Annotated in this window: 26 protein-coding genes; 11 read left to right on the top strand and 15 right to left on the bottom strand. The window is 31.9% G+C overall.

The window, feature by feature from the left end; genetic code table 11:
• Nucleotides 1-8: 8 nt before the first annotated feature.
• Nucleotides 9-797: a formate dehydrogenase accessory sulfurtransferase FdhD gene (gene fdhD, locus HMPREF2586_RS01680; protein ID WP_046208457.1), complete on the top strand. Its 789-nt coding sequence runs from the start codon at nucleotides 9-11 to the stop codon at nucleotides 795-797.
• 323 nt (nucleotides 798-1120) lie between these two features.
• Here fdhD and HMPREF2586_RS01685 read toward each other — a convergent pair whose 3' ends face one another.
• From HMPREF2586_RS01685 to HMPREF2586_RS01700, 4 genes are all read right to left on the bottom strand, one after another.
• A complete protein-coding gene (locus HMPREF2586_RS01685; protein WP_046208458.1) occupies nucleotides 1121-1873 on the bottom strand; it encodes a GNAT family N-acetyltransferase in 753 nt (250 codons plus the stop codon).
• 30 nt (nucleotides 1874-1903) lie between these two features.
• Nucleotides 1904-2452, bottom strand: a complete 549-nt coding sequence (locus HMPREF2586_RS01690) for a biotin transporter BioY (protein WP_046208459.1) — start codon at nucleotides 2450-2452, stop codon at nucleotides 1904-1906.
• Nucleotides 2453-2645: 193 nt separating this feature from the next.
• On the bottom strand, nucleotides 2646-3563 hold the full coding sequence (locus HMPREF2586_RS01695) for an ABC transporter substrate-binding protein (protein ID WP_046208460.1): 918 nt from the start codon (nucleotides 3561-3563) through the stop codon (nucleotides 2646-2648).
• Nucleotides 3564-3781: 218 nt separating this feature from the next.
• Complete coding sequence (locus tag HMPREF2586_RS01700; RefSeq protein ID WP_046208461.1) at nucleotides 3782-4933, bottom strand: acyl-CoA dehydrogenase family protein; 1152 nt, start codon at nucleotides 4931-4933, stop codon at nucleotides 3782-3784.
• Nucleotides 4934-5080: 147 nt separating this feature from the next.
• On the opposite strand from HMPREF2586_RS01700, the gene HMPREF2586_RS01705 reads away from it, so the two are divergent.
• From HMPREF2586_RS01705 to HMPREF2586_RS01720, 4 genes are read left to right on the top strand one after another with little or no spacing between them, the layout of a single operon-like run.
• On the top strand, nucleotides 5081-5830 hold the full coding sequence (locus HMPREF2586_RS01705; protein WP_046208462.1) for an amino acid ABC transporter ATP-binding protein: 750 nt from the start codon (nucleotides 5081-5083) through the stop codon (nucleotides 5828-5830).
• Nucleotides 5827-6681, top strand: a complete 855-nt coding sequence (locus tag HMPREF2586_RS01710) for an amino acid ABC transporter substrate-binding protein (RefSeq protein WP_070657896.1) — start codon at nucleotides 5827-5829, stop codon at nucleotides 6679-6681. Before HMPREF2586_RS01705 ends, HMPREF2586_RS01710 begins: the two co-directional genes overlap by 4 nt.
• On the top strand, nucleotides 6678-7364 hold the full coding sequence (locus HMPREF2586_RS01715; protein ID WP_046208464.1) for an amino acid ABC transporter permease: 687 nt from the start codon (nucleotides 6678-6680) through the stop codon (nucleotides 7362-7364). Before HMPREF2586_RS01710 ends, HMPREF2586_RS01715 begins: the two co-directional genes overlap by 4 nt.
• 12 nt (nucleotides 7365-7376) lie before the next feature.
• Nucleotides 7377-8078, top strand: coding sequence for an amino acid ABC transporter permease (locus HMPREF2586_RS01720; RefSeq protein WP_046208465.1), 702 nt, complete (start codon nucleotides 7377-7379; stop codon nucleotides 8076-8078).
• 346 nt (nucleotides 8079-8424) lie between these two features.
• Here HMPREF2586_RS01720 and HMPREF2586_RS01725 read toward each other — a convergent pair whose 3' ends face one another.
• The 4 genes from HMPREF2586_RS01725 to HMPREF2586_RS01740 all read right to left on the bottom strand — a co-directional run bounded on the left by HMPREF2586_RS01725 (nucleotide 8425) and on the right by HMPREF2586_RS01740 (nucleotide 12087).
• Nucleotides 8425-9507: a PTS sugar transporter subunit IIC gene (locus HMPREF2586_RS01725; RefSeq protein ID WP_070657897.1), complete on the bottom strand. Its 1083-nt coding sequence runs from the start codon at nucleotides 9505-9507 to the stop codon at nucleotides 8425-8427.
• A gap of 174 nt (nucleotides 9508-9681) precedes the next feature.
• A complete protein-coding gene (locus tag HMPREF2586_RS01730) occupies nucleotides 9682-10035 on the bottom strand; it encodes a transcriptional regulator, SarA/Rot family (protein ID WP_046208467.1) in 354 nt (117 codons plus the stop codon).
• A gap of 626 nt (nucleotides 10036-10661) precedes the next feature.
• Nucleotides 10662-11021, bottom strand: coding sequence for a DoxX family protein (locus HMPREF2586_RS01735; protein WP_046208468.1), 360 nt, complete (start codon nucleotides 11019-11021; stop codon nucleotides 10662-10664).
• 13 nt (nucleotides 11022-11034) lie between these two features.
• Nucleotides 11035-12087, bottom strand: a complete 1053-nt coding sequence (locus HMPREF2586_RS01740) for an LLM class flavin-dependent oxidoreductase (RefSeq protein WP_046208726.1) — start codon at nucleotides 12085-12087, stop codon at nucleotides 11035-11037.
• 501 nt (nucleotides 12088-12588) lie between these two features.
• Here HMPREF2586_RS01740 and HMPREF2586_RS01745 point away from each other — a divergent pair.
• Nucleotides 12589-13326 carry a CHAP domain-containing protein gene (locus tag HMPREF2586_RS01745; RefSeq protein ID WP_070657898.1) on the top strand — a complete coding sequence of 246 codons (738 nt, stop codon included), beginning with the start codon at nucleotides 12589-12591 and terminating at the stop codon, nucleotides 13324-13326.
• Between the two features lie 944 nt (nucleotides 13327-14270).
• Here HMPREF2586_RS01745 and nhaC read toward each other — a convergent pair.
• A complete protein-coding gene (nhaC, locus tag HMPREF2586_RS01750) occupies nucleotides 14271-15671 on the bottom strand; it encodes a Na+/H+ antiporter NhaC (protein ID WP_064209364.1) in 1401 nt (466 codons plus the stop codon).
• A gap of 37 nt (nucleotides 15672-15708) precedes the next feature.
• Entirely contained in the window at nucleotides 15709-16779 is a 1071-nt protein-coding gene (locus HMPREF2586_RS01755) for an NAD/NADP-dependent octopine/nopaline dehydrogenase family protein (protein ID WP_046208471.1), read from the bottom strand.
• Nucleotides 16780-17031: 252 nt separating this feature from the next.
• Between HMPREF2586_RS01755 and HMPREF2586_RS01760 the strand changes: the two genes are divergently transcribed.
• From HMPREF2586_RS01760 to HMPREF2586_RS01780, 5 genes are all read left to right on the top strand, one after another.
• The gene (locus HMPREF2586_RS01760) at nucleotides 17032-17394 is read left to right on the top strand and encodes a DUF4870 domain-containing protein (RefSeq protein WP_046208472.1); all 363 of its coding nucleotides are present in this window, start codon (nucleotides 17032-17034) and stop codon (nucleotides 17392-17394) included.
• Nucleotides 17395-17708: 314 nt separating this feature from the next.
• Complete coding sequence (locus HMPREF2586_RS01765; RefSeq protein WP_046208473.1) at nucleotides 17709-18176, top strand: CHAP domain-containing protein; 468 nt, start codon at nucleotides 17709-17711, stop codon at nucleotides 18174-18176.
• Between the two features lie 988 nt (nucleotides 18177-19164).
• Nucleotides 19165-19485, top strand: a complete 321-nt coding sequence (locus tag HMPREF2586_RS01770) for a DMT family transporter (protein WP_046208474.1) — start codon at nucleotides 19165-19167, stop codon at nucleotides 19483-19485.
• Entirely contained in the window at nucleotides 19485-19802 is a 318-nt protein-coding gene (locus HMPREF2586_RS01775; protein WP_046208475.1) for a DMT family transporter, read from the top strand. Before HMPREF2586_RS01770 ends, HMPREF2586_RS01775 begins: the two co-directional genes overlap by 1 nt.
• 163 nt (nucleotides 19803-19965) lie before the next feature.
• Complete coding sequence (locus HMPREF2586_RS01780; RefSeq protein WP_046208476.1) at nucleotides 19966-20922, top strand: 2-hydroxyacid dehydrogenase family protein; 957 nt, start codon at nucleotides 19966-19968, stop codon at nucleotides 20920-20922.
• A 391-nt stretch (nucleotides 20923-21313) separates the two neighbouring features.
• On the opposite strand, the gene HMPREF2586_RS01785 is transcribed toward HMPREF2586_RS01780, so the two are convergent.
• From HMPREF2586_RS01785 to HMPREF2586_RS01805, 5 genes are all read right to left on the bottom strand, one after another.
• Nucleotides 21314-22438, bottom strand: a complete 1125-nt coding sequence (locus HMPREF2586_RS01785) for an FAD-dependent monooxygenase (protein WP_046208477.1) — start codon at nucleotides 22436-22438, stop codon at nucleotides 21314-21316.
• A gap of 116 nt (nucleotides 22439-22554) precedes the next feature.
• Nucleotides 22555-23331 (bottom strand): N-acetylglucosaminidase, encoded by a 777-nt coding sequence (locus HMPREF2586_RS01790; RefSeq protein ID WP_064209361.1) that lies wholly within the window; start codon nucleotides 23329-23331, stop codon nucleotides 22555-22557.
• A gap of 26 nt (nucleotides 23332-23357) precedes the next feature.
• Nucleotides 23358-23642: a hypothetical protein gene (locus HMPREF2586_RS01795; RefSeq protein ID WP_071560236.1), complete on the bottom strand. Its 285-nt coding sequence runs from the start codon at nucleotides 23640-23642 to the stop codon at nucleotides 23358-23360.
• Between the two features lie 124 nt (nucleotides 23643-23766).
• On the bottom strand, nucleotides 23767-24234 hold the full coding sequence (locus tag HMPREF2586_RS01800; protein WP_019468329.1) for a helical membrane plugin domain-containing protein: 468 nt from the start codon (nucleotides 24232-24234) through the stop codon (nucleotides 23767-23769).
• Nucleotides 24234-24464 (bottom strand): hypothetical protein (locus HMPREF2586_RS01805; protein WP_176747367.1); only part of this gene is annotated, 231 nt, incomplete at its 5' end. The genes HMPREF2586_RS01805 and HMPREF2586_RS01800, both read right to left, overlap by 1 nt.

The raw sequence follows: 24464 nt of genomic DNA on the forward strand, positions 1-24464 counted from the left end.
TAAATACTATGAACGAAGATGTTTTAACAAACCAACATATTGTTAGATATGAAGAAGGTAAACTTATTGAAACAACAGATCACTATGTCACAGAATTCCCACTGACGATTATGGTCAATGGTGAAGAATTTGCAACGGTCATTTGCAGTCCAAATCATATGAAAGAATTAGTACTAGGTTTTTTAGCTTCAGAAGGTGCTATTTTAAAAAGTGATGATTTGAAATCAATCCAAATTGATGATAGTAAAGGCTTTGCACATGTCGAATTAACCAAATCACTTAATGACCGGTTTGAATATTCTACTAAACGGATGATTGCATCTTGCTGTGGTAAGAGTCGTGAATTTTATTTCCACAATGATGCTGCAATAGCTAAAACATCAATGTCTAAAATTAAACTCACCCCTCACCAAGTCCTTAACATGATGACACGTTTACAAAGTGCAAGTAAAATTTTTAAACAAACTGGTGGATTGCATAATGCTGCCATCAGTGATGGAGAGGCATTTTTTGAACATAGACAAGATATAGGTAGACATAATGCCTTAGATAAACTTTATGGTTATTGCATACAACATCATATACCTGTGCGAGATAAAGTATTAATATTTAGTGGGCGTATATCTTCCGAAATCCTTATTAAAGCTGCGAAAATTGGCGTTGGTGTGATTTTATCTAAATCCGCACCAACCACATTAGCTGTAACACTTGCCAATGATTTAAATATTACAGCAATTGGTTTTATTCGGGATGGTAATTTTAATGTTTATAGCCATCCAGAGCGCATAATATCATAATGTGTTAAACGCCCTTTACATCATAAAAATACCAAATTAAAGACAAATCTTAAGTGATGATTCACCTGAGGTTTGTTTTTTTATCTATTAAATGATGCGCTTTGATAAAAGTATCTACACTCATTCAAAATTAATAATGTATTTAATGTTGGATGTGGGTTAACGCTAATACTTACAAAAACATCAGCCAAATATTACACCATAAAACAGTACCTTCAGAAAATATGCATAAAAAAATGTCGACAAAGTTAATGGCTTTGTCGACAGTATAGTACGCTCACGTTGCGAGCATATTTTTTAATTAAAGTAAAAATGAGGCTTTTTCAAATATCTTCTTTTACAATGTGATAACAAAAACTGATAAAAACATAACCTTGCTTCACGTACATATCTTTAGCACTATCTTCTCCATCGGCGATCAAAATCAATGGTTTGGGCATGGCTAATTCTGCAGCAAAACTTTGCATCACACTACCGACGCCTTGTCTTTGATGGCATGTTAAAACACCAAATCCATCAATTTCCACAGTTGTCTCATCTATGATCAAATCTAATATACCAGCTGGAACACCCTGCCTATATGCTATAAGACGTGTTTTAGCATCATTAATATATTGATTTTTAATCATATTTGTACTTTCTTTAACATACCCCTCACCATATGGTGCTGCAAATTGGCTATGAACACTAATATAATCATCTATAGTATGCGCATCCACTACTTTAACTTCTACTTCAGAGTCTATATACTTTTTGAATTTTTGAGGTTCAATCGCATATAACTCCATGAGTCCTAATTCAAATTGCTCTTGGCTAATTAATCCTAACCATTGTTGGTCTAATGCTACGTTTTCCGGAAAAGTAAAAGTTAAATGATTAGAGTTTTGTTGCTTATGAAAATCAGTTTGTGTAGCTATATCCGCTTTCCATTGTTGAATTGAAGGCATTTGTTTATACACCCATTTATTTGCATCAAATATTAAAGGCATTTGAGGAGTTAAATAAATAGTTTTATATGCATCTTCAACGTAAACATTCCCAGGTTGGAAAATATTACTCAAAGTTATGTTCACCATCATTTCTCCTCCTCTTTGTCTCAATTAATTCTACTTAAGTAATTGCTTGAACCGACTATGGTTTAACATGATATTGCCTATTAAACTAGCAATTAGCGCTTTAATAACATCTCCTGGCATAAAGACAAAAGATAACATGATTGATTTAGAAATTGGCAAATTTGTAATAAGTCCCATTATAATCGTACCCACAACATCTAACAAAACGACACCTATCAATACAGTTGTTATTAATAATACAATAAAGTTGATCTTTTTCAAATATAAGTCTCTTACAAGACCAATAAGATATGTAATAACAGGATACATAAATAAAAAACCTGCTGATGGTCCTGCAAAAACACCAATACCACCACGGCCACCTGATAACAATGGTAATCCAGCAACAACTAAAAGTAATAAAACAACGACACTCAATGTGCCATATTTACGACCTAATAAAATGGCAGCTAGAAATATACCGATATTTTGTAACACAATTGGTACAGGCATTATGGGTAATGGTATTGCAGGTACAAAACCTAAAACTGCAATAATAGCAGTCATTAAAGCAGTATAAACTAAATATTTCGTTGACATCATCAAACCTCCTTCGATGAAAAAATTATACCACAAATGTAAACTGTTAAAAATAAAAAGTTTACAATTTAAATTTATAATCTTTTTCTAAACAAAAAAACATGAGCTTGAGACATCTTTGCTTTGTCACACGCTCATGTTTTATTTTGGTGATATTTATTTAAATCTCTAAAATACTACTGTAAATAATAGATTATGAATTCGTTTTTAAAAATTTCTCTTTCAAATCTTTTCTCATATACTCCAATGTATAAGGGTCGTTGTACCAATAAGTTTCTGCTTGCACTTCAATAACATGATTATTTTTAACTGCAGATAAGTTGTTCCATAGATCAGTTTTTTTATAACCTGGTTTTGATTTACCCTCACTCGTGGAAACGATATAATCACCAGCATAATCCGCTAGTTTTTCTTGTTTAATTTCAGCCCAGCCTTCTTTTTTAACTAACTCATTGAGTTTGTTAGGCATCTTTAATCCAAATGCTTGGTACATAACTTCTCCTCCACGTCCCCAGTTAGGTCCGTAAGTGTAAAGTTTTTTATCAAATTCATCAAAAATTGACACTGTTGTATCTTCACCAATTTTCGCTTTGATTGCTTCACCATCTTTTTCAGTTTGTGATTTCCATTTTTCTTCCCATTTTTTTACTTTATCTTCTTTTCCAAGTAGTTTACCTAATTGTCTTTGTTGATCTAAATATTTATGTTTACCATAATCGTAAACAACAGTCGGTGCAATCTTCTTATACTTTTTAATGTTTTTATCTGTAGAGTAAGCTACGATCAAATCTGGTTTTGTTTTTGCAACTTTTTCAACATCATTTTCTCCAACTTTTTCAACATCTTTAAATTTATCTTTTAAAATATGACTGTTATCGACTTGCTCATTGACAGCTACAATTTTACCTCCTAAATATTTTATTCCGCCTGCGTATGTAGGTGCAACAACTGCAATACGTTCAGGATTTTTAGGTATATCAATTTTCTTTCCGCTATCTAATGTATAAGCTTTTGTGTCTTCTTTGTTACTATCTGAGCCGCTTTCAGATTTTTTGCCGCAAGCTGCTAATATTAGAACCATTATAATTATTGGAAATATTAATTTTTTCATAAGTCTCCTCCATTGAAAATGATTATCATTACCATTGAATTATATAATGATTATAAAATTTGTACAATAGAAAACCTAAAATTTTTATTATTTTAAAAAATAAAAAAAGGAATGAGTTAGAAAATCAACTTTAATCATTGATTTCATATACTCATTCCAATATAAATCGTTTATTCAAAGATTTCATTGACTATAAAGACAAGCCATGTTCTCGGCATTTATTTAAAGTGGCCTAATACACTATGCGCAATATTAGTATAGGCCATGTCTTCCATCGGCGGATTATGCAAACCAGCTCGCATATCTCTATAATAACGTTGCAATGGTCGTTCCATTTCTAAACTCTTAGCGCCCACAATACGCATGGCAATATCTATTACTTCTAAACCTTGATTCATCACCAACACTTTACTTGCTGAAGTTTCATTCCAAATCGGTATCTCTTGTTGTTGGTTGTATAACGCTGCAGTACTCCATAAAAAGTGGCGTGCAGACAATAGTAATGATTCCATTTTACCAACATTTTGCTGTACAGTTGAAATATCGCCAATCACACCATCAATACTTGCAGGACTATAATTTTTTGCAAAATCTACGGCATAATCTCTCGCCGCTTGTGCAATACCTAGATATGTACTAGGGATATGTAGTATCCAGCCATTAGGTTGCTTGCCACCCGCACCTCTTATTTCTACAAAATTTTCTTCTGGAATGAAAACATCATTTAAAATCAAATCGTGACTTTCAGTTGCACGCATGCCTACCATATTCCAATTGTCTGCAATCTCCACACCAGGCGTATCTTCAGATATCAAGAAAAAACCAACAGTATCAATTTCTTCATAATAGGCACTTACAATAAAATGGCTTAATCTTCTACTCATTGAAGTAAAGGTTTTGACCCCATTAATCACAAAACCGTTATCTTTTTTTATTGCATGTGTAGCAGGTCTTGCGCCGCGTGTAGGACTACCTGTTTCGGCTTCACTGACAGCTCTGTTAACTAATGCACCTTTTTTCACTTCTACTGCAAAGCGCTCTAGCATATCTTGTTCCCAAGCATGTTGTTCATATAATTGCCCAACAACACTAAGGTGCCAGCCAACTGAAAGTGCAGTCGCACCATCTATTGCTCCTAAATATGTCTGTAGTACAACCATATCTTCAACAGTCGCACCCTCACCACCATATGCTTTAGGTAACGTTAATAACGTATAACCTTCTTTTACCAACCAATCAATATTTTCATATGGAAATCTTGAATGTTTATCATTATAATCAGCTTTTTCTTTAAACTGCGCTTTGATTGAATCAAATTTATCTATCCACTTTTTTTGTATCTCTGTATGTATTAATGCAGAATAATTCACAGTGTCCACCTCATTTTAGACTTTTCTCTATTAAACTTAGTGTAACACTCGCTTATAACGAATAAAAGCTATTAGATTACAAAATCTTACTTTACCGATAAGGATTAATGTGATACTTTGTATGTATTGATATTCTGGGGGTTTAAAATGATTACAGTTGAACATTTAATACATAAATATAAAAATCATACTGTTCTTAATGGCGTTAGCTTTTCACAAAATAAGGGAACTGTGACTGCTATCATCGGTCCAAGTGGATCAGGTAAAACAACGCTACTTAGAACATTGAACGCGTTAGCGATACCAAAATCAGGTACAATTCAAATTGGTAATCAAAATTTTGTCGCCGATAAACATTCAAAAAAAGATATTTCACAGTTAAGAAAGAAATCTGCGATGGTGTTTCAAAACTATAATTTATTCAAAAACAAAACAATTCTTGAAAACATTACAGTTGGCTTGATACATGGTAAAAAAATGCCTGCGAAACAGGCAAATGAAATGGCCATTTCTTATTTAGAGCGTTTTAATTTATTAAACCAAAAAGATAAATATCCTTCACAACTATCTGGTGGTCAAAGTCAACGCATAGGAATCATACGTGCCTTAGCGCTTAATCCAGAAGTACTGCTATTAGATGAACCTACGTCTGCGTTAGATCCTGAATCAATTCAAGGCGTATTGTCACTTATCAAATCTATTGCACAAGAAGGCATGACCATGGTAATCGTCACTCATGAAATACAATTTGCTAAAGCAATTGCAGATCAAATTCTATTTATAGATGAAGGTAAAATATTGAAACAAGGTACACCACAATCAGTTTTAGAATCTTCTGATTCTAAAAGAATTAATCGTTTTTTAAACACCGTAGAAATGGAGCGTGACTTATTATGAAAAATAATAAGTTACGCATTTTAATCATTTCATTGTTGATTACGGTGTTATTTAGTGGATGTAGTCAAACACAAGAATCCACAAGTCATAATAATAAAAAAGAAATCAAAGTAGCAATTTCTGCAGAAGTTAATCCGCCTTATTTGTATACAAATAAACAAAATGAGTTTGCCGGTTTGGATATAGACTACCTAAAACTATTAGAAAAAAAGTTACCGCAATATCAGTTTAACTATGAAGTTGGCGAGGAAGAATCTAATCTTGTAGGTATTGGTGCTGGAAAGTTTGATATGGGAATTAACTGGTTTTTCAAAACGCCTGAACGCGAAAAACAATTTCTCTATCAAGACGTTCCTTATAGTTACGCATTGCCTTTAATTGTTGTTCATAGAAATAATTCTGATATACATTCACTCAATGACTTACCTGATAAAAAATTAACACCAATGGCACCGAGTGGCGGATTATACTCTATATTATCTCAGTATAATAATTCACATTCTCCAAAAATTGATATCGATACTATTCAAGAACCTTCTAACGGGGACAATTTAAAAATGGTTAGCAATAACAGACGTGATGCCATGATTTTAAACTGGAACACTTATAATGCGATTCAAAAACAAATCAATGCTGATGTTAAAATTGGCGGAATTATAAAAAAAGAATCATTGCATATTGTCTATAATAAAAAGCATCAAAAATTGCATGACGATATTGATCAAGCTACTCAAGAACTGATAGATGAAGGTGAATTACAAAAACTTTCTGAAAAATATTTTGATATCAATGTATTTGATGATTTGGATGAAATAAACAAGCAAAAAGATAAATTGGAGGTACAATCATGACAAATTCTGTTAACTGGGGTGATTTATTCGGCCAAGTTTTACAACAATTACCCATAACACTATTCATCTTTATATTGTCACTCTTTTTTGCCTTAATACTTGGGTGCTTATTAGCAACCATCCGTATCAAAAAAGTAAAAGTATTATCACCTATCGTCCGTATTTATCTGTCTTTTATTCGAAGTACACCTTTAATTTTACAACTTTTTTTGGCATATTTTGCTTTGCCGCAATTATTATTATTCATCCAAATCGATATCAATCATTTTAGCAGACTGTTTTTTGTAATTTTAGCGTTCACATTGCATACGGGTGCTTATCTTTCAGAGATTATACGGGCAGGATACCAATCAGTAGACTATAGCCAAATTGAAGCAGGACTATCTGTCGGTTTATCTTACCCACGGATTTTAGTAGATATTATAATACCACAAGCGTTACGCAACAGTATTCCAAACTTGACGACACAAGTGATTGAACTAATTAAAGACACATCTTTAGCTTTTACAATTGGGATTATTGATATGATGGGACAAGTTAAATTAATTATTGGAAATAACTATGGACTAGGTATGTTAGAAGTTTATGTCGTCATATCTATTATTTACTGGATAATCGCTCTTATCATACAAACTATATTTGCACTCATCAATAAACGAGCCCAAAAACCATATCGTGTCTAAGGAGGTAATACTTTGTCATTTATACTTTATACTGTTTCAGAAGTGCTTAAGGGTGTACCAAATACAATTATTATTTCAATTGTAGCAATGATTGTAGGTTTAATTATCGGCACACTATTTGCTTTTATTCAAACTAAAAATGTTCCAATTCTCTCTCAAATTATAGTGATATATAATTCTTTTTTTAGAAGCACACCACTTATAGTCCAATTATTTATTATGTATTATGGCATACCAAAATTAGTGATTTGGAGTAATGCACAATTTACATTGACAATTAATCCTGATATTTTCTCACCATTAGTTATTGCATTTATTGTGTTTTCCTTACATGCTGTTGCATATTTGTCAGAATCTATTAAAGGGGGATTACTTTCAGTCGATACCGATCAAATTGAAGCTGCTCAAACTGTAGGACTTTCAACAATTAGAACTTACAAAGAAATTATATTACCGCAAGCATTCAGCTATGCGCTTCCCAATATTGAAAATCAATTTATAATGCTTATCAAAGGAACTTCTCTAGCATTCGCAGTACAAGTTACTGAGATTATGGCAGTTAGTCATGTTATTGCAAATGAAGGCTATCGTTTTATAACTGTATATAGTGTAGCAGCAATATTTTATTGGTTACTTGCCATAGTACTAGAATTGTTATTTTCTAAAGTTGAAAACCGTTCAGCACAATATATGACTTCAAAAACCACAGCATAAATCACAATAGAACAAAATCATTTTCATATAGACACTTATTTAAATTTTCTGTTTTATCGATTTCCAATACTCCATGTGCTTATCTATAATTTTAACCTTGACACATGTATACAAAACGACTTATTTTTTACAGTTAATATAATAGTTAGTCGTATGTACTGAACATTTATGATGCGTTTTCTTTTCAATCTCACAGTGACAAAAAATCAGCACTCAATATAAAATATGAGTATCAAAAAGGCCCGTAACTACATTATTTCAAAATGTAGTTACGGGCCTTGATATTGATATGGACATTCCAGTCTTTTTAAGTTTTCATTTATTCCTATAACATTGTCTTTAATAGCTACATTGCTAAACTTTCTGCATACTGTTTTTTTCTTTTATAATAATTCTTAACCTTTTTAGGCATTCTACCATTTTGTAATTCATCTTTAGTTATAATAGGATAATTTTTGAACACAATAGATCCTAAGTAACCACAAACAGCACTTCCTATTGCACATAATAATGCAACGATAATCACAGTCAATGCATTATTAAAGCCAAACATCACCATTAAGCCTGCAATTGGCGTTGCAGTGCCTGTTGCTTCATTAACGAGCCCAAACATAGCAATAATAACGCCCGATACAGCACCGCCTACAAAATTTGTAGCATAAACAGGAATTGGATTGGCAGTAACGATATCTGCTTGTGATAACGGCTCAATAGCCACAGAAATCGTTGTTTTACGATCACCGAACTTCATTCGTTTAAACAAAACAAAGTTCATAAACGATGATCCAAAAACTGCCAATGCACCAATTGCCATTGGTGTTCCTGTAAGTCCTAGTAACGCAGTCAATGCCATTGAGCTTAAAGGTGCAGTTGCTACAACTGTTATAATCCCCCCTAGTACTATCCCCATTAGTACTGGGCTTGAAGTTGTCGAATCTTTAATGATATTACCTATTTGCAATAATGTCGCATCTACAACAGGTGCTACACCAATTGCAATAATTCGTGTGATAGGTGCAATGATAATAATTGAACCTATTAAATCCAAACCATCGGGAAATTTTTGTTCTATCCATTTCATACCAAAACTGGCTATGTAACCTGCGACAAAACCTGGTAGTAAATCCATGTTACCGCATGCAACGGCAATAACAAATGCATATACAGGAGAAACGCCCATTGCTAAAGCAACTAAACCAGCAGCAGCAACCCCGCCTAAGCCACCTGCCGCTTCACCTAACTGGCCTAAAAATGGAATTCCCATTAAATCTCCACCTACATATTTATGAAAGGCTTCGACTAAAAAAGAAGCAATTGCAGCATTTGCTAGCGCTCCCATTGCTTTTCCACCATTTGGTGCCTTACTTGTAAAAAGTGTAAACAAACATAAAACAATACCTAAAAATATAACCCCTAAAAGTAAATTCATAAAAACACCCTTCTAATATTTGTATGCGCTTTCATTTAACAAATATTAGTATATCACATTTAATGTTTTACTCAAATAATATTTTGGTTCAATATATAATTAATAAAATAAAATTACACTTTTCAGAATATTCGTTTTTTTATATATGTAACACGACTCATTTTCAAAAGTGAGTTACTTTAGGTAGTCTTGTAATGTTTTTATCATATGTTCAATTTTCTGACGTTGTGTTTCATTTATATATACAACAACTGTACGTTCGTCAATATCACTTCTCTTTTTACTCAAATAACCCATTTTAATTAATTTTTGCAATGCTTTCGTTAAGTAGTACGGTTTTAACTCTGAATATTGCGCAATTTCTTTTGCGGTAACCTCATAAGATTGACACTCATGTATATAATTCAAAATAAATATTTCTTCATAATTTAATTTGTGATATTTCTTAGTTTCTTTGAAAAACTGTTTCCCTTTTTGATACAAAGTTATTAATTCGTTTAGTTCACTTAATTCTTTTAATTTTTCCATAAAACCACTCCTTATGTTTTTTCATGTTGTTAATATATTTCAATGTGTGCCTGTCTTTATGTAATATAATTTTATCCTATTTATGCTATTGAATTCAATATGGCTTACTATGAAAAATATTAGGTTTTACTACTATTTTTTTAATATCACTTTTTATTATTAAAATTTAGTGCTACATATATCCTTTTTGTTACTAAAAATTCACTAATAGCTTATATAAATTTTTAAAATTATTAGCATTTGCTTTTAATTTAATAAATTGAAGATCACTAAAACCAACTAAAAATACTTCGGCATATCTAATAATAAGCATTGTTATATACGTCAACCAAACAACTATATTAACCAAACAAACTGCCTAATATCATGGAGCTATGTTGTAGCACTCTCTCATTATAAACACATAAATATCAAATTATCATTTTCAAAGTGTAATGTCGTTTTTAAAACGAAATGTTTCAATTATCACTATTTACAAGTAATTTTCTCATAAAAAATCTGTATAAAAAAACAACTTGAGACATTTATTAAAGTCCCAAGTTGTGTTAATTTCCATTTCTTATTTTTCTTTATTTAAAAAGAAACACTTTATCATATTGATATCTAGACGATACCTTAATGAATAATTATTTCTTTTTACAATCTAACGTATCTAATAAGCTAAGCGCTGCTAATCCTGTTAAATCAAGTGCATGTTTTGCACCTGCTTTACCATGTCCAGCTTCAAAGTGTTTATACGCTGCTACACCTAGCACAGTAATCGTCATTAACGAAGCAATACGTGATAATCTTTTACTTGCAAAGCTTAGCACGAAAAATACTGCACTTAATGATTCTAAAGCACCAGCTAAAGGTACTGCATTTGCAGGTAAATTAAATACTTCAGTAAAAGTATCTTTCATAGATTTGTCACCTTTTAATTTTGGTTTCGCTGCACCATATAATTCTTTTGCTAATTTTAAATTTGTTAAATAACGTAATATCATTTTTACTCTCCTTCTATTTGTTTTCAAAATATTTATCTACAATAGGTTTTACCCGCTCACCCAATAATTTAATGGTGTTTATTGTATGCTCATGTGGCATTGAACCTACAGGTGTATGCAACATAAAGCGAGATAAACCTAGTGTTTCAACAGTTTCAATAATTTTATTAGCCACAGTTTCCGGACTTCCAACATATAATGCACCATTCGGGCCTGCTTCACGAATGAAACTATTTTCATCATATAGTGGCCAGCCACGTTCCTTAGCTAATACATCATGGCTTGCTTTTACTGAAGGGAAAAATTCACGAAAAGCTTGTTCATCCGTTTCAGCAATATACCCCCAAGAATGCGTAGCAATCGGTAATTCTTTCACATCATGACCATAGGATTCGGCTATCGATTTATACATATCAATATTTCTGCGGAATCTTTTGGGGTCACCGCCAATTATAGCATAAGTGATGGGTAATCCTAATGCTCCTGCTTTCAATGAAGATTCAGGTGTTCCACCTGTAGCTATAGAAATAGGTAAAATACCATGCTCAACTCTAGGATAGACACCTAAATTTTGTATATTGGGTCTCAGTTGACCGGTCCAATTTACAATTTCATTTTGATTAATTTGCATTAATAATTCAATCTTTTCATTAAATAATTGTTCATAATCATTTAAGTTATACCCAAATAGTGGAAATGATTCTATAAATGAACCTCTTCCTACCATTATTTCGGCACGACCATTTGAAATTGCATTTAATGTTGAGAACCTTTCATAAACTCTTACAGGATCATCTGAGGATAGCACAGTTACAGCACTACTCAATTTAATTTGCTTTGTATTTCTAGACGCTGCAGCTAAGACTGTAACAGGATCAGAAACGGCATAATCAGGTCGATGATGCTCTCCTAACCCATAAACATCAAGACCATAGTCATCTGCAATTTCAATCTCTTCTATGATATTTCTTATTCTCTGAGCATTGCTAATTGCAGATGTTTTACCTTTATCGGTGAAAATTTCACTATTATCAGCAAATGATGTTAAGCCAATCTCAATTTTCATTAATTCACCTCGCTTACCAAGTATATTTTTTATACTCATTATCTTAAAACCTTTCAAATAAACTGTCAATAGCATTGCTCATGAACATTACAGCCGTATTTGTATAAATTACTCTCAATTCTTTCAAAAAATAAATAATCTCTAACTTTAGAAAATAATATATTATTTAAATAACTAAATTTTAGCATTTGTTAGCATTTGTAATTTTCTGTTATTTTACAGATTTGTAATAAATTAGAGTGCAAGATTACACATGAAATCATTAAAATGTGATAACAATGGGCGCTGAGAACTATATAAAACTAATGTTATTTGTTACATCTAACGATTAATTATTAGAGTTAAATTACAAAATGATAACATTGCACACAAACCGACCATTATCTGATAAAGTATTGCTTGTCGTTAAAAAACAACGAAAAAAAATATTTTAAACTATTGTCATTTAGAGACTGAGATAATAAATTAAATGCTTTATAATTATTAGGAGGATATTTTACAATGAAAAAAATCGCTACAGCTACAATCGCTACTGCAGGAATCGCTACTTTCGCATTTGCACAAAACGAAGCAGATGCTGCTGAAAATAATAATGGTTATAACCCTAATGACCCAACTTCTTATAGCTATTCATATACAATAGATCAACAAGGTAATTACCACTACACTTGGCAAGGTAATTGGAATCCAAGCCAAGCAGACCAAGCTCATTCAAATAACAATGGCTATGCAAGTAATAGTCAAAGCAGTAATTATGGTTCTACATATGGTAACGCTACTCAATCATATACAGCTAATAATAATACAACTGGTGGCGGTGGAGCTGCTTCAAATTCAACTTCAGACCGTAACATCAAAGTAACTACAACAAGCGCGCCATCAAGTTCATCAAGTTCTATTTCTAGCACTTCAGGTTCTTCTAACAACCTATATACTTCTGGCCAATGTACTTATTATGTATTTGATAAAGTCGGTGGTAAAATCGGTTCAACTTGGGGTAACGCTAACAACTGGGCAAGCGCTGCAGCTGCTTCAGGTTACACAGTAAACAATTCACCTTCACAAGGTTCAATCTTACAATCTTCAACTGGTGCTATGGGACACGTAGCATATGTTGAAAGTGTAAACAGCGACGGTTCAATCCGTGTATCTGAAATGAACTATGGTCAAGGTCCTGGTGTTGTTACTTCACGTACAATTTCAGCTAGCCAAGCTTCAAGCTATAACTACATTCACTAAATGTTAGCACATAAAAATAGCTAGACATAATCAAGCAGCAATTTCTATTGAAACGATATAGAAATTGCTGCTTTTTTATTTCACTTTTAGATTTTAACTGGATAATATCACTTACAATTATTCTAGATATATTTAATTAATTAGTATTGTTTTTTCTAATACATACCAATATTAGCGATTTTGCAAAGTGATACGGACTTAGAAGTTATATGAAATTTATATAGTGTGTATAATTACTAAGTTGGAAACCTGTATTTTATCACAATCCAGCTACATCAACGATCATCAACACATACGCTTTAAAATATAAAAAAAACATACTAAGATTAGTTTTGAAGCGATCTTAGTATGTTTCATATCATCTTAGATGACTGTAACTTAGGTCACCATTTGGTACTTTTATCAATTCTAGTCATCTTTTATGTACACTTTTAAAGTGATAAATCTTCAATGATGCATCAGCTTATATCTAAAATTAGCAATATAATACTCACTTGTATCATTGTAAAAATAACATGACTACCATCATAGATTAATTTAATTTAGAGAATTAAAACCATTTAAATTATGGTTTGTGCAAGTATAACTATACATATATCATTTGTGTATTGTTAACATAAATCGGCTTTATACTGTACCATCGCTACAATATACAATATAAAACCGACTATAAATAGATAATAGAAGGATATTTAAAATCTTTACCTATATTGAAATATTGATGTATTCCTATAACATAAAGTAATATCGCTACAATAATTACTAAACTCAATACGGAACCACCTCATCCATAGTTTTGTTTAGCCGAATTAGCTATCTCATAAACATATTATTAATAATTCCACTTAAATCTATCTAAAAAAGTAGTAATATAAACAAGTTTGCAACTTGAATACATTACTACTTTTTTCTTAATTTATTATCACAATGTTAGTATATTACTTTTATCCTTCGCTAACTTTAGCTTTCTTGATGCCAATACCACTAAATCCATAAAATATTGCAAAAAAGACACATAAATAACAAGGCACTGCCCAAATAAAGAATTGATCGACAGAAACGCCTAATTGTTGGGTATAATAAATACCAGATGTTCCCCAAGGTATCAATGGTATAATCATTGTACCTGAATCTTCCAATGTTCTAGATAGATTTGAGCGATCCAAGCCCATTTTATTATACATATCCATCATTAATACACCAACCATGATTATCACTACAGAAGCAACGCCTGCAGCTAACACCATCATTAATCCACCTACAACTGTAGCAAGAATTAAAGTCCCTACAGAATTAATATTACTAGATATTTTCTTCAAGATTACATCTAAACATCCTGCTTTTTCCACAATACCAGCAAAAGCATAGCCACAAAAGATCGTGACTACAATTTCTGTCATACTCATCATACCGCCCTGTTCTATTAAATTAATCGCTTTTTCGGATAATGAGCCATGTAAATTTGGTACCATACTTTTATTAAAACCATCAAATGTTGCTTTAAAGCCATCTGTCACTTTAAAACCATTATTAAATGCACCGATAACAATCGCACTGACACTAGAGATTAACATCGATGGCACTGTTGAAATTTTAAACAACAAGCATACAATAATAATGATTAACGGTAACCATACGAAAAAGTTAATGTTATAAATCGTTGATAGTTCCTTAAGCATCGCATTAACTTGTGAAGTATTCGCATTACCTTTAAATTGTAAACCGGCAAAATACCACACAATTAATCCGATGATAGACGCTGGAACCGTTGTCCATATCATCGCTCTTATATGCGAGAAGATATTCACCTTAGTAACTAGTGCTGCTAAATTAGTTGTGTCTGATAGTGGTGACATCTTATCACCAAAAACTGCACCTGCAATAATCGCACCTGCTGCCATACCAGCTGGAATATTTAATTGTGCACTTATCGCCATCAGCGCTATGCCTGCTGTAGATGCTGACCCCCACGCAGTACCAGTAGCAACTGATGTAATTGCACAAATAATAAATGCGGATACTAAAAACAGATTAGGATTTAAAAATTCTAAGCCATAATAAATCAGTGCAGGCACTGTTCCCGAATACATCCAAGTACCCACAATAATACCTACAGATAATATAATATATATCGCTGGCATAGCAGTCGCTAAACGATTAGTAATCCCTTCTTCTAAATCTTTCCATTTTAAACCTACGCGTCTCGCAATAATTGCAGCATAAGCTGAAGAAAGAATAAGTAATGCTTGAATTGGAATATCAAACACAACAAAACCAGTTATTACAATAATAATCATCACTATGATTGTTGAAATAGATTCTAAAAAAGTTGGTTGTCTTTTCATACACATTTCCCCTTATTTATATGAATGAATATTATAATTAGTACAATCCTAACTTATCTTTTCCTAACTCATCTATCGTTAATCCTTCTTCAAAGAAGTCACGTTCTAAAATTGTTGATGCAATAATGATAATCGCATCAATGTTAGGTGTTGGCACATCAATTTCTCTTCCTAAACTTGACCAAAGCACTAAACCATATGCAATATCTTCTGTTAAATAACGATTTTTTACATGATTAGGTCCTTTAATTTGAGAAAATACAGGACTCGTATTAAACAAACGATTGAGTGGTTCATCTTCATCTTGTCTTTCTAGATAACCACGTTCAATTCGAGCTTCTTTTGCAGAAGATAACTCAAATCCTAATTTTCGCCCTAGTGTTAGTCTCTCTAACTCTACTGCATGTAATAAACGCACAGTATGTTTTGTGATTCCCTCTTCATACAACGCAAATTCATCAGCATAATCTATTCTTCCTACATTTAATAATGTTGGTCCTGGATGAACTTCAGGATTACCATTTTCTAAATTTGTTTTCCATAAGCTTTCTTCTTTTACAATATGAGGATATAACTGCTCAATTGTATCAAAGCTATCACTTAACTCTTCTTTATCATATGTTGAAAAATGTACTTTTCTAACATTTAAAGATAAATCGACACGTGCTGCTTCAAAATCGACACGCGTACCATAAGTTAATGTATTTACTTCTGCAAACTTAGGCATTACATCAATATGCATATCTTCTAACACATTCATAAAACGTATTGATCCCATTGCAGCAGCAATATTAAAGAAAATTAACTGATTCGCTTTGATAAATGGCGCCATTGTGTGCGCATAATGTTCAATAAATGATGATGGTATCACAACTTGTATAACATCAGCACCTTCAAGCACGTATTCCATATCATCACTTATGTCAGTAAATTTTACGAAGGTTTCTTCACCTTCATTATTAAATGTAAATCCACCTTGTTCAATGGCTTTGTCAAATTTATCTATAGACTGATTTCTACAATATAACTTGACTTCATGTCCTTTATTAACCATATCAAGTGCTGCAGTAACAGCACCATTACCTGATCCTACAATAGCTAACTTCATAAACACCCTTCTTTCTTTAAACATTGAATTTTTTCGTATTAAACATTACTCTCATGTATAACCTATTAAGAAAAATGATAAACACTGGTATACAACCTATCTAATTTTCTCAATTTAAAGGTACTTAAGTGCATTTCTATATTTTAACAATATCGCCACTTTGTAAACAGGCTTTTTATAAAATTTTTCAAATAATGTACAACTCATTTTGGGTTTTGTTATAGTAATAGTAAATTAAAAGGAGGAATAATAATGACTGAAGATTACGCAAATCGTGAAGTATTAAATCAAGAACCTAATAGTGATGCAAGATTGATGGCTACATTAATTTATGTACTTAGTTTTTTCACTACATTTTTAGCGCCACTAGTCATTTGGCTTATTAAGCGTGAAGATTCTGCATTTGTTGATAGAGCTGGTAAAAACTATTTTAATTTTCTAATTTCATATGTTATCTGGCTAACCGTTTCAACTATTTTGATGTTTATTCTCATAGGCTTTATTTTATTTCCTATTTTCGCAATTTTAAATTTTATTTTTACAATAGTAGCAGCCGTAAAAGCATATAATGGCGAAGATTATTTACCTCCGTTATCTATTAGATTTTTCAAATAATTTATATCAAAATTTTGTGATTCTTTACACCTTCTGTAATATACAAATTTAGTATATGTGTTGATAATCGTGTTAAACCTTATACTTGTGCAATTTATACTATATTACAACAATATTTGCTTTTGTAACCTCACGTGTTGTTTATTACAACAATATGTGAGGTCTTTTTAATTGTTTTACAAATACGTAACATTCCACACAAAGTGATAATCTTCTGTTATTGTATAAATTGTCGTTGAAACTAACGCAGTAATTATAAAAACAAATTTTATTAAAATAATAGATGAATTAAATTTTGGGAGGACTTTTTTATTATGAAAAAAATAGTAACAGCAACAACATTAACAGCAGGTATCGGCGCAGCAATTGTAGGTTTAGATCACGGAAATGAAGCAAACGCAGCTGAACAATCTACTCAAGCTAACCAAAACACTACTCAAGCTACATCAGGATCAAGTGCAAACTTGTACACTGCTGGACAATGTACATGGTATGTATTTGATAAAACAGGTGGTCAAATCGGCTCTACATGGGGAAATGCAAATAATTGGGCATCTGCAGCATCTTCAGCAGGATATACAGTTAATAATTCTCCAGAAGCAGGTTCTATCTTACAATCTAGTGAAGGTAGCATGGGCCATGTAGCATATGTTGAAAATGTAAACAGTGATGGTTCGGTTAATGTTTCTGAAATGAACTATAATGGTGGACCATTCTCAGTAAGTGAACGTACAATTTCGGCTGGTGAAGCTAGTTCATATAACTATATTCACTTAAACTAATATTGTCATTAAGTCATCACGATTGGGAGTCATACAAAACATAAGGTCTTATACTTATTTCATGATTTTATGCGTATGATAAATACAGTTATTTATATTAAAAATGTCAATAACAATCTGTTTTTAATAACAAGTAGTAACTTATATAAGCGTCTGGGACATAAATCCCCATTCTTAAAATAAGAGGACCAATCCTTAATATGGATTGGTCCTCTTTATATTTAAAATTTTACGATTTTGACTGTGCGTAGTTGACTAGGGGGATTGTGCGAGCCTGTCGTCTCTCACTCATACGGATTCCCACGGGCGTTAGTACATAACAAAATCGATACAACTTATATTTTGTCATTCAAAAAATAAGATTTATACGTATCATTTAATAGCCACTATTAAATTAACGAGCGATATATGTATAAGATTATAACTTGACTCTACAAACACTACCAATGGAAACTTCAGTTCATTTTCTCACAAATGATATGCCACGACATATTAATGAATGAAACCGATAAAACAATCCCTGAAAATGTATTCGATGCATTTAAACATCTTGTGGTGCAATATCATACTAACAAGAGATTAAAAATCACTATATATATGTACACATAATATCATTCTCTAGTCGTAAAATAGAAAAATTGCTTAATGATCGTAGCTGAATGATGTGACTCTCACAAAATCAACCGCCTTTTTATAAACCAATAAATCATTTTAGAGTAAATCCTAAAACAATTGTCCTATTATAATCATTATTTCTTTATATTAATGGTATTTAATAAAAGAAAAGTAACGACTCAATGAGCTAATTATAACTAAAACCATATTTAAAAAGGCAATTTCTATATGATTTCAATAAAAATTGACTTTTCACTTGTCAAAGTACTGTATATACCAGACCCTTTTATATTGAATTAACGCTTACATATTGCAGGCTAATTAAAAGTTTGAGAAAATAGTAGCGTTTCATGTAAAAAGGAGGTTAAAGCAAATGCAGTGGTTTAAAGTTATCTTGGCAGGGATTATAGAAATATTATGGGTTACTGGGTTAAACTCTGCTGACTCATTTTTGAGTTGGACCGGTACGATTATTATCTTAATTTTGAGTTTCTATTTAGTCATTTCAGCTTGTAAGTCATTACCTGTTGGTACTGTTTATGCTGTATTTGTAGGTATTGGTGCTATTGGAACAGTACTGGTTGATATGATAATTTTCGGTGATCATTTTAACATTATGAAAATAGCATTAGTTATCTTACTTGTTATAGGAATTATCGGTCTTAAATTAACTACAGAGGAGGCTGAACAATAATGGCATGGATGATACTATTTATGGCAGGTTTATTAGAAGTTGTTGGTGTCATTATTCTAAATGAAATTGCTCGTACTAAAAAGAAACTGTTCGTAGTGCTTTTAGCAGTTGCCTTTATTTGTAGTTTTAGCACACTTAAACTAGCAATGACAATGGGCATACCTATGGGAACGGCTTATGCAGTATGGAGCGGTATAGGTACAGGTGGAGGCACGCTAGCTGGCATGCTTATCTATAATGAATCTAAAAATATCAAGCGTATTTTCTTTATTGTTGTCATTGTTTTAGCAATTGTTGGTTTGAAAATCGTTGGTTAACGTAACTTTTAAATTTAGTACAGTATCTACTAAAATAAAATGCTTATATAACGCTACAATGATAATCACAAGTGATATTTACTTTGTTTGAATTGAGAGCAATGTAAAAGTTTGTTTACTTATATGAAATTTACTATACTTTAAGTAAAGGAAGTGATTATATATGGTAAAAGTATTTATTGCAGGCCCAATACCAGAAGTAGGGTATAACTTGCTAAAAGAACAAGGTTATGAAGTTGATATGTATGAAGGTAAAGGAATTATTGATAAAGAAACATTGATTCAAGGTGTTAAAGATGCCGACGCTTTAATCAGTCTTCTATCTACTAATGTTGATAAAGATGTGATTGATGCAGGCTCAAACTTAAAAATCATCACAAACTATGGTGCTGGTTTCAATAATGTAGACATTAAACATGCACGTCAAAAGCAAATTGATGTAACCAATACACCAAAAGCATCAACAAACTCTACTGCCGAATTAACTTTCGCACTTGTATTGGCAGTTGCAAGACGCATCCCTGAAGGCGATAAATTATGTCGTACAACTGGATTTGACGGATGGGCACCATTATTCTTCCGTGGTAGAGAAGTTTCTGGTAAAACAATAGGTATTATTGGTTTAGGAGAAATTGGAAGTGCAGTGGCAAAACGTGCCAAAGCATTTGATATGAATGTACTATACACAGGTCCTCATCAAAAAGTTGATAAAGAACGTGAAATTGGTGCTAAATATGTTGATTTTGACACACTCATACAGCACTCAGATTTCATTACAATTAATGCTGCATATAATCCAGATTTACACCATCTCTTTGACACAGAACAATTCAAGTCAATGAAACCAACAAGTTATCTTATTAATGCAGCTCGAGGCCCTATCGTAAATGAAGCCTCTCTAGTAGAAGCATTAAAAAATAAAGACATCGAAGGTGCAGCATTAGATGTGTTTGAATTTGAACCTGAAATTAATGATGAACTGAAATCATTAGAGAATGTTGTCATTACGCCACACATTGGTAATGCTACGTTTGAATCACGTGATATGATGTCAAAAATTGTAGCAAATGACACAATAAGTAAACTTAATGGTGATGAACCTAAATTTGTCGTTAATTAATCATTGATAATTTAACAAAATAACAATGCAGCGACATCACTTATTTTTAACTCATGTTTAAACATCAATTTTTATTAAATCAAATATAAATTGCCCTATATCAATGGGATTAAAATAAAAACACTTTCGTAGAATTCATTTAAAATGAACAGTACGAAAGTGTTTTTTCTATTAGCAAAGTTGATGATTCAATAAAAATTTAAAATATTTTTATGTTAGCGGATCGTTCTAGCTGACATAATTGAATCACTGAAAATAACAAAATAGATTATTACCTTAGAAAAGTTATCTAATAATAGTACATTTTGATATTAAAAAGCGTGTAAATATAATTTTTCTGAATTACATTTACACGTTTTGTGATGTTGAGGCTTTGGCCAATGTATATGTTTTACTTTGCTTTCGACTTATAAATAAATTTTGTCTGATTTGAAAGTAATCGATCAGGTAAAATTTTAGCAATTTTATTTCTCGCTTTCACGACGAATTTATTTGTTCTTTGAGCAGTTTTTCCTATTTTTCTAGAACGTTTCACTATTTTTTTTGTATGTTTTACACGCAATTTATTATAGCGTTCTAAGGCTAAATCAAAATCATATGATTGCATACAATTCGCTAAAACAATAGCATCTTCCATCGCTTGGCCAGCACCTTGCCCCATGTTTGGCGTCATTGCATGTGCAGCATCACCTAGAAGTACAACACGTTGATAAACAAACGATTTCAATGGGTTTAAATCATACATATCATGTAATAATATATCTGTTTCACTTTGCTTATCTAATATTTGTCTGACTTCATTAGGAAAATGATTAAATCTTGCCTGTAAATGTGGCTTCGCAAAAGCATGAACCTTAGAATCATGGGCTTTGGCAGAAATTGAAATAAACCAATAAGCTTGGTTATTTAATAATGGTACAATGCCCACTCTACCTTTTGTAGACCAAAACTCTTTAGCAACATTGTTATCTTTTAAATCAATATCATCAACTAAGCCTCTGAATACTGCGTATCCTTGATAAATTGGCTTACTATTTGGCACTATTGCTTGCCTTATGTTTGAATGGATACCATCAGCGCTGATACATAAATCAAATGATTGTGAAGTTTGCTCGGAAAATTGTAAGGTTACTTTCAAATCCCCATTTTCAATTCCTGTCACATTATGATTGGTGAAAATTGCGCTATCCGGTACATAAGATTTAATCACTTCTAATAAACTTTGACGTGACATCGTTAAATTAACTGTATTTTTTTTCAACTTAAGTTTTGATAATAGTTTGTCTTTATCATCTCGAACTTCCATCATATCGATGACTTGTCCAATGTTTTTAAGTCCTTTTGCCAAATCATGACCATTCAATTTCTCAATGACATTACCACCAATGCCAATACCAGCACCTAATTCAGATACTGTATCCTCTTTTTCAAATACACTTACATCATGACCTTGCTCTATTAATAAAGCTGCTGCAGTTAAACCACCTATACCTGCACCAACGATGGCTATTTTCATCTTTATTCACTCCAACTTTCCCTAATCTTTTAATATTATATTCACATTTGTATCATAACATAACAAAACTTAAATAAAGCTTGTAAAAATTGCGATTGCAATACTCTATAATCCAACTACAAGTAATAATCTTTGTTAATGTCATCTTTTTTAATGCCTAAATTTTTATAAAAATGTTTCATAAACCAAGCGATATTATCATCCCAATCCACATCGCTTGCATATTGATGTTCACCTGGTGTCTTAGGATTCCATCTCATTTGATAAAGTGAGATTTGTTTATTATCAAAGTAATTTTTTCTTACAAATTTGGCCCCACCCATAATTGCTTTTTCAGGTGATGTCCACGATTGTTTCTTTGCAAAACTACTACCAGTATGTACAGCATTTTCATCAAATGCACCTATACCAAAAAAATTATAATACCTTTCACCTTTATCTTTAATGCCTTTAGCTAATTCCGATTTACCATTACCTGTTTCAACTAAGGCATGACTCACTAAATATAAAACATTAACCTCATACTTATCTTGTGCTTCTAGAAAAGTTTTACCTTTCCCTTTTAATACACCTTTATTTTTTAAAATTTTATTTATTTCAGCTTCAGACATAGATACCTTTTCAGAAATATCCATATGGTTTAAATCATCTTGATCACTATTAACCTCCATTGCTTTTTTCACATCTGTAGTAGTAGCTTTAATGAATTTACCTTCCTGTTCTTTCATATTTAATGCGTCTGAACTTACTTGCTTATCTACCGCTTCATTAAAGGTATGTGTTCTTTGTTTTTCAAATAAAGATGTTTCATTTATTATTAATAAAATAGCAAATATAACAATAATTAATATTAATAATATCAACGGTATACGTTGCTTAACACGCTCGTTCATATTTTAAAATCTCCCTGCATTGCATTTTATTGAGTCAATGTGAAATAGGCAAAAATAATCGCAATAAGTACAATTATAAAGGAAACATTAATTGCAATACGCATGCCTTTTCGATTTCTAAACAATGTGTTGAAAATCACTAAGCTAATTGCCAATGAAACAACAAACATTGTAATCGCCATCGCAATATTTAAAGTGATTAAAAATATAATACCAATGACTAAAAATACATTTGAAATAATAGCCATGATTTTAATTAATTTCGGATTGATAAGACTCCACTCCTTGTAATCATATTCTAAGTAAATCATTCTGTTTATTGAAATTGTATCATATTTACTTAATTTTCAATATGTCATTTATCATAGCAAAAAAGCCCTCATGTGAATAAAAATTCACAATAAGGGCTTTTTTCATCAATATATACACTTCATTTTATGATCTAGACATGCCTCTGAGCATATTTAACATATAAGTTAAACTACGATTCATTTCGTCATCTCTCAGTACACTCATTAAGCCAGTGATAGATGTTTTTTGGTTTGGACTAGCTTGATTTGCAACACTTAATCCTTTATTTACTTTATTTAACATAATGCTCAAGTCATTGACATTCAAATCACCTAAAAGGAAAACAAGTGATGCCATATTTGTAATCAATCCTGTGTATTGTTCTTTGTTTAATTCAACTGCGAATTTATTAGCGATAACACCTCGACTATTGACCATACCTGATACTGCATCTAGTATCTTAGCATCGTCCAACGTGCTAATAATGTTAATAGCTTTCATGATACTATCTTTATTTGCTGCAATTGCATCTGTTACTTCTGCTAAACTTTCTTGTTTGATTTGTTCTTCAGACTTTTGCATGCGCTTAATTTTCGTTATTCTCTCAGCCATTATTTATTCACCTGACTTCCTGGGAAAGTGTAATCATCACGTTTCCATTTGTCTTCAACACGTACGCTATATTGTGGTTGTCTTTGTTTATCTACTCGGAAGTTTGTAGGGTTTAATGGTGATTTTCCTCTACGTGTTTTAACTTCCATACGACAACTTGTACGCTTATAAGAAGGTGTGTCTGTATCTTTATCCCCATCACTGTTCGTCAATAAGTTAATCGCACCTTG

It is taken from the genome of Staphylococcus sp. HMSC034G07 (assembly GCF_001835975.1).
Lineage (GTDB): Bacteria > Bacillota > Bacilli > Staphylococcales > Staphylococcaceae > Staphylococcus > Staphylococcus ureilyticus.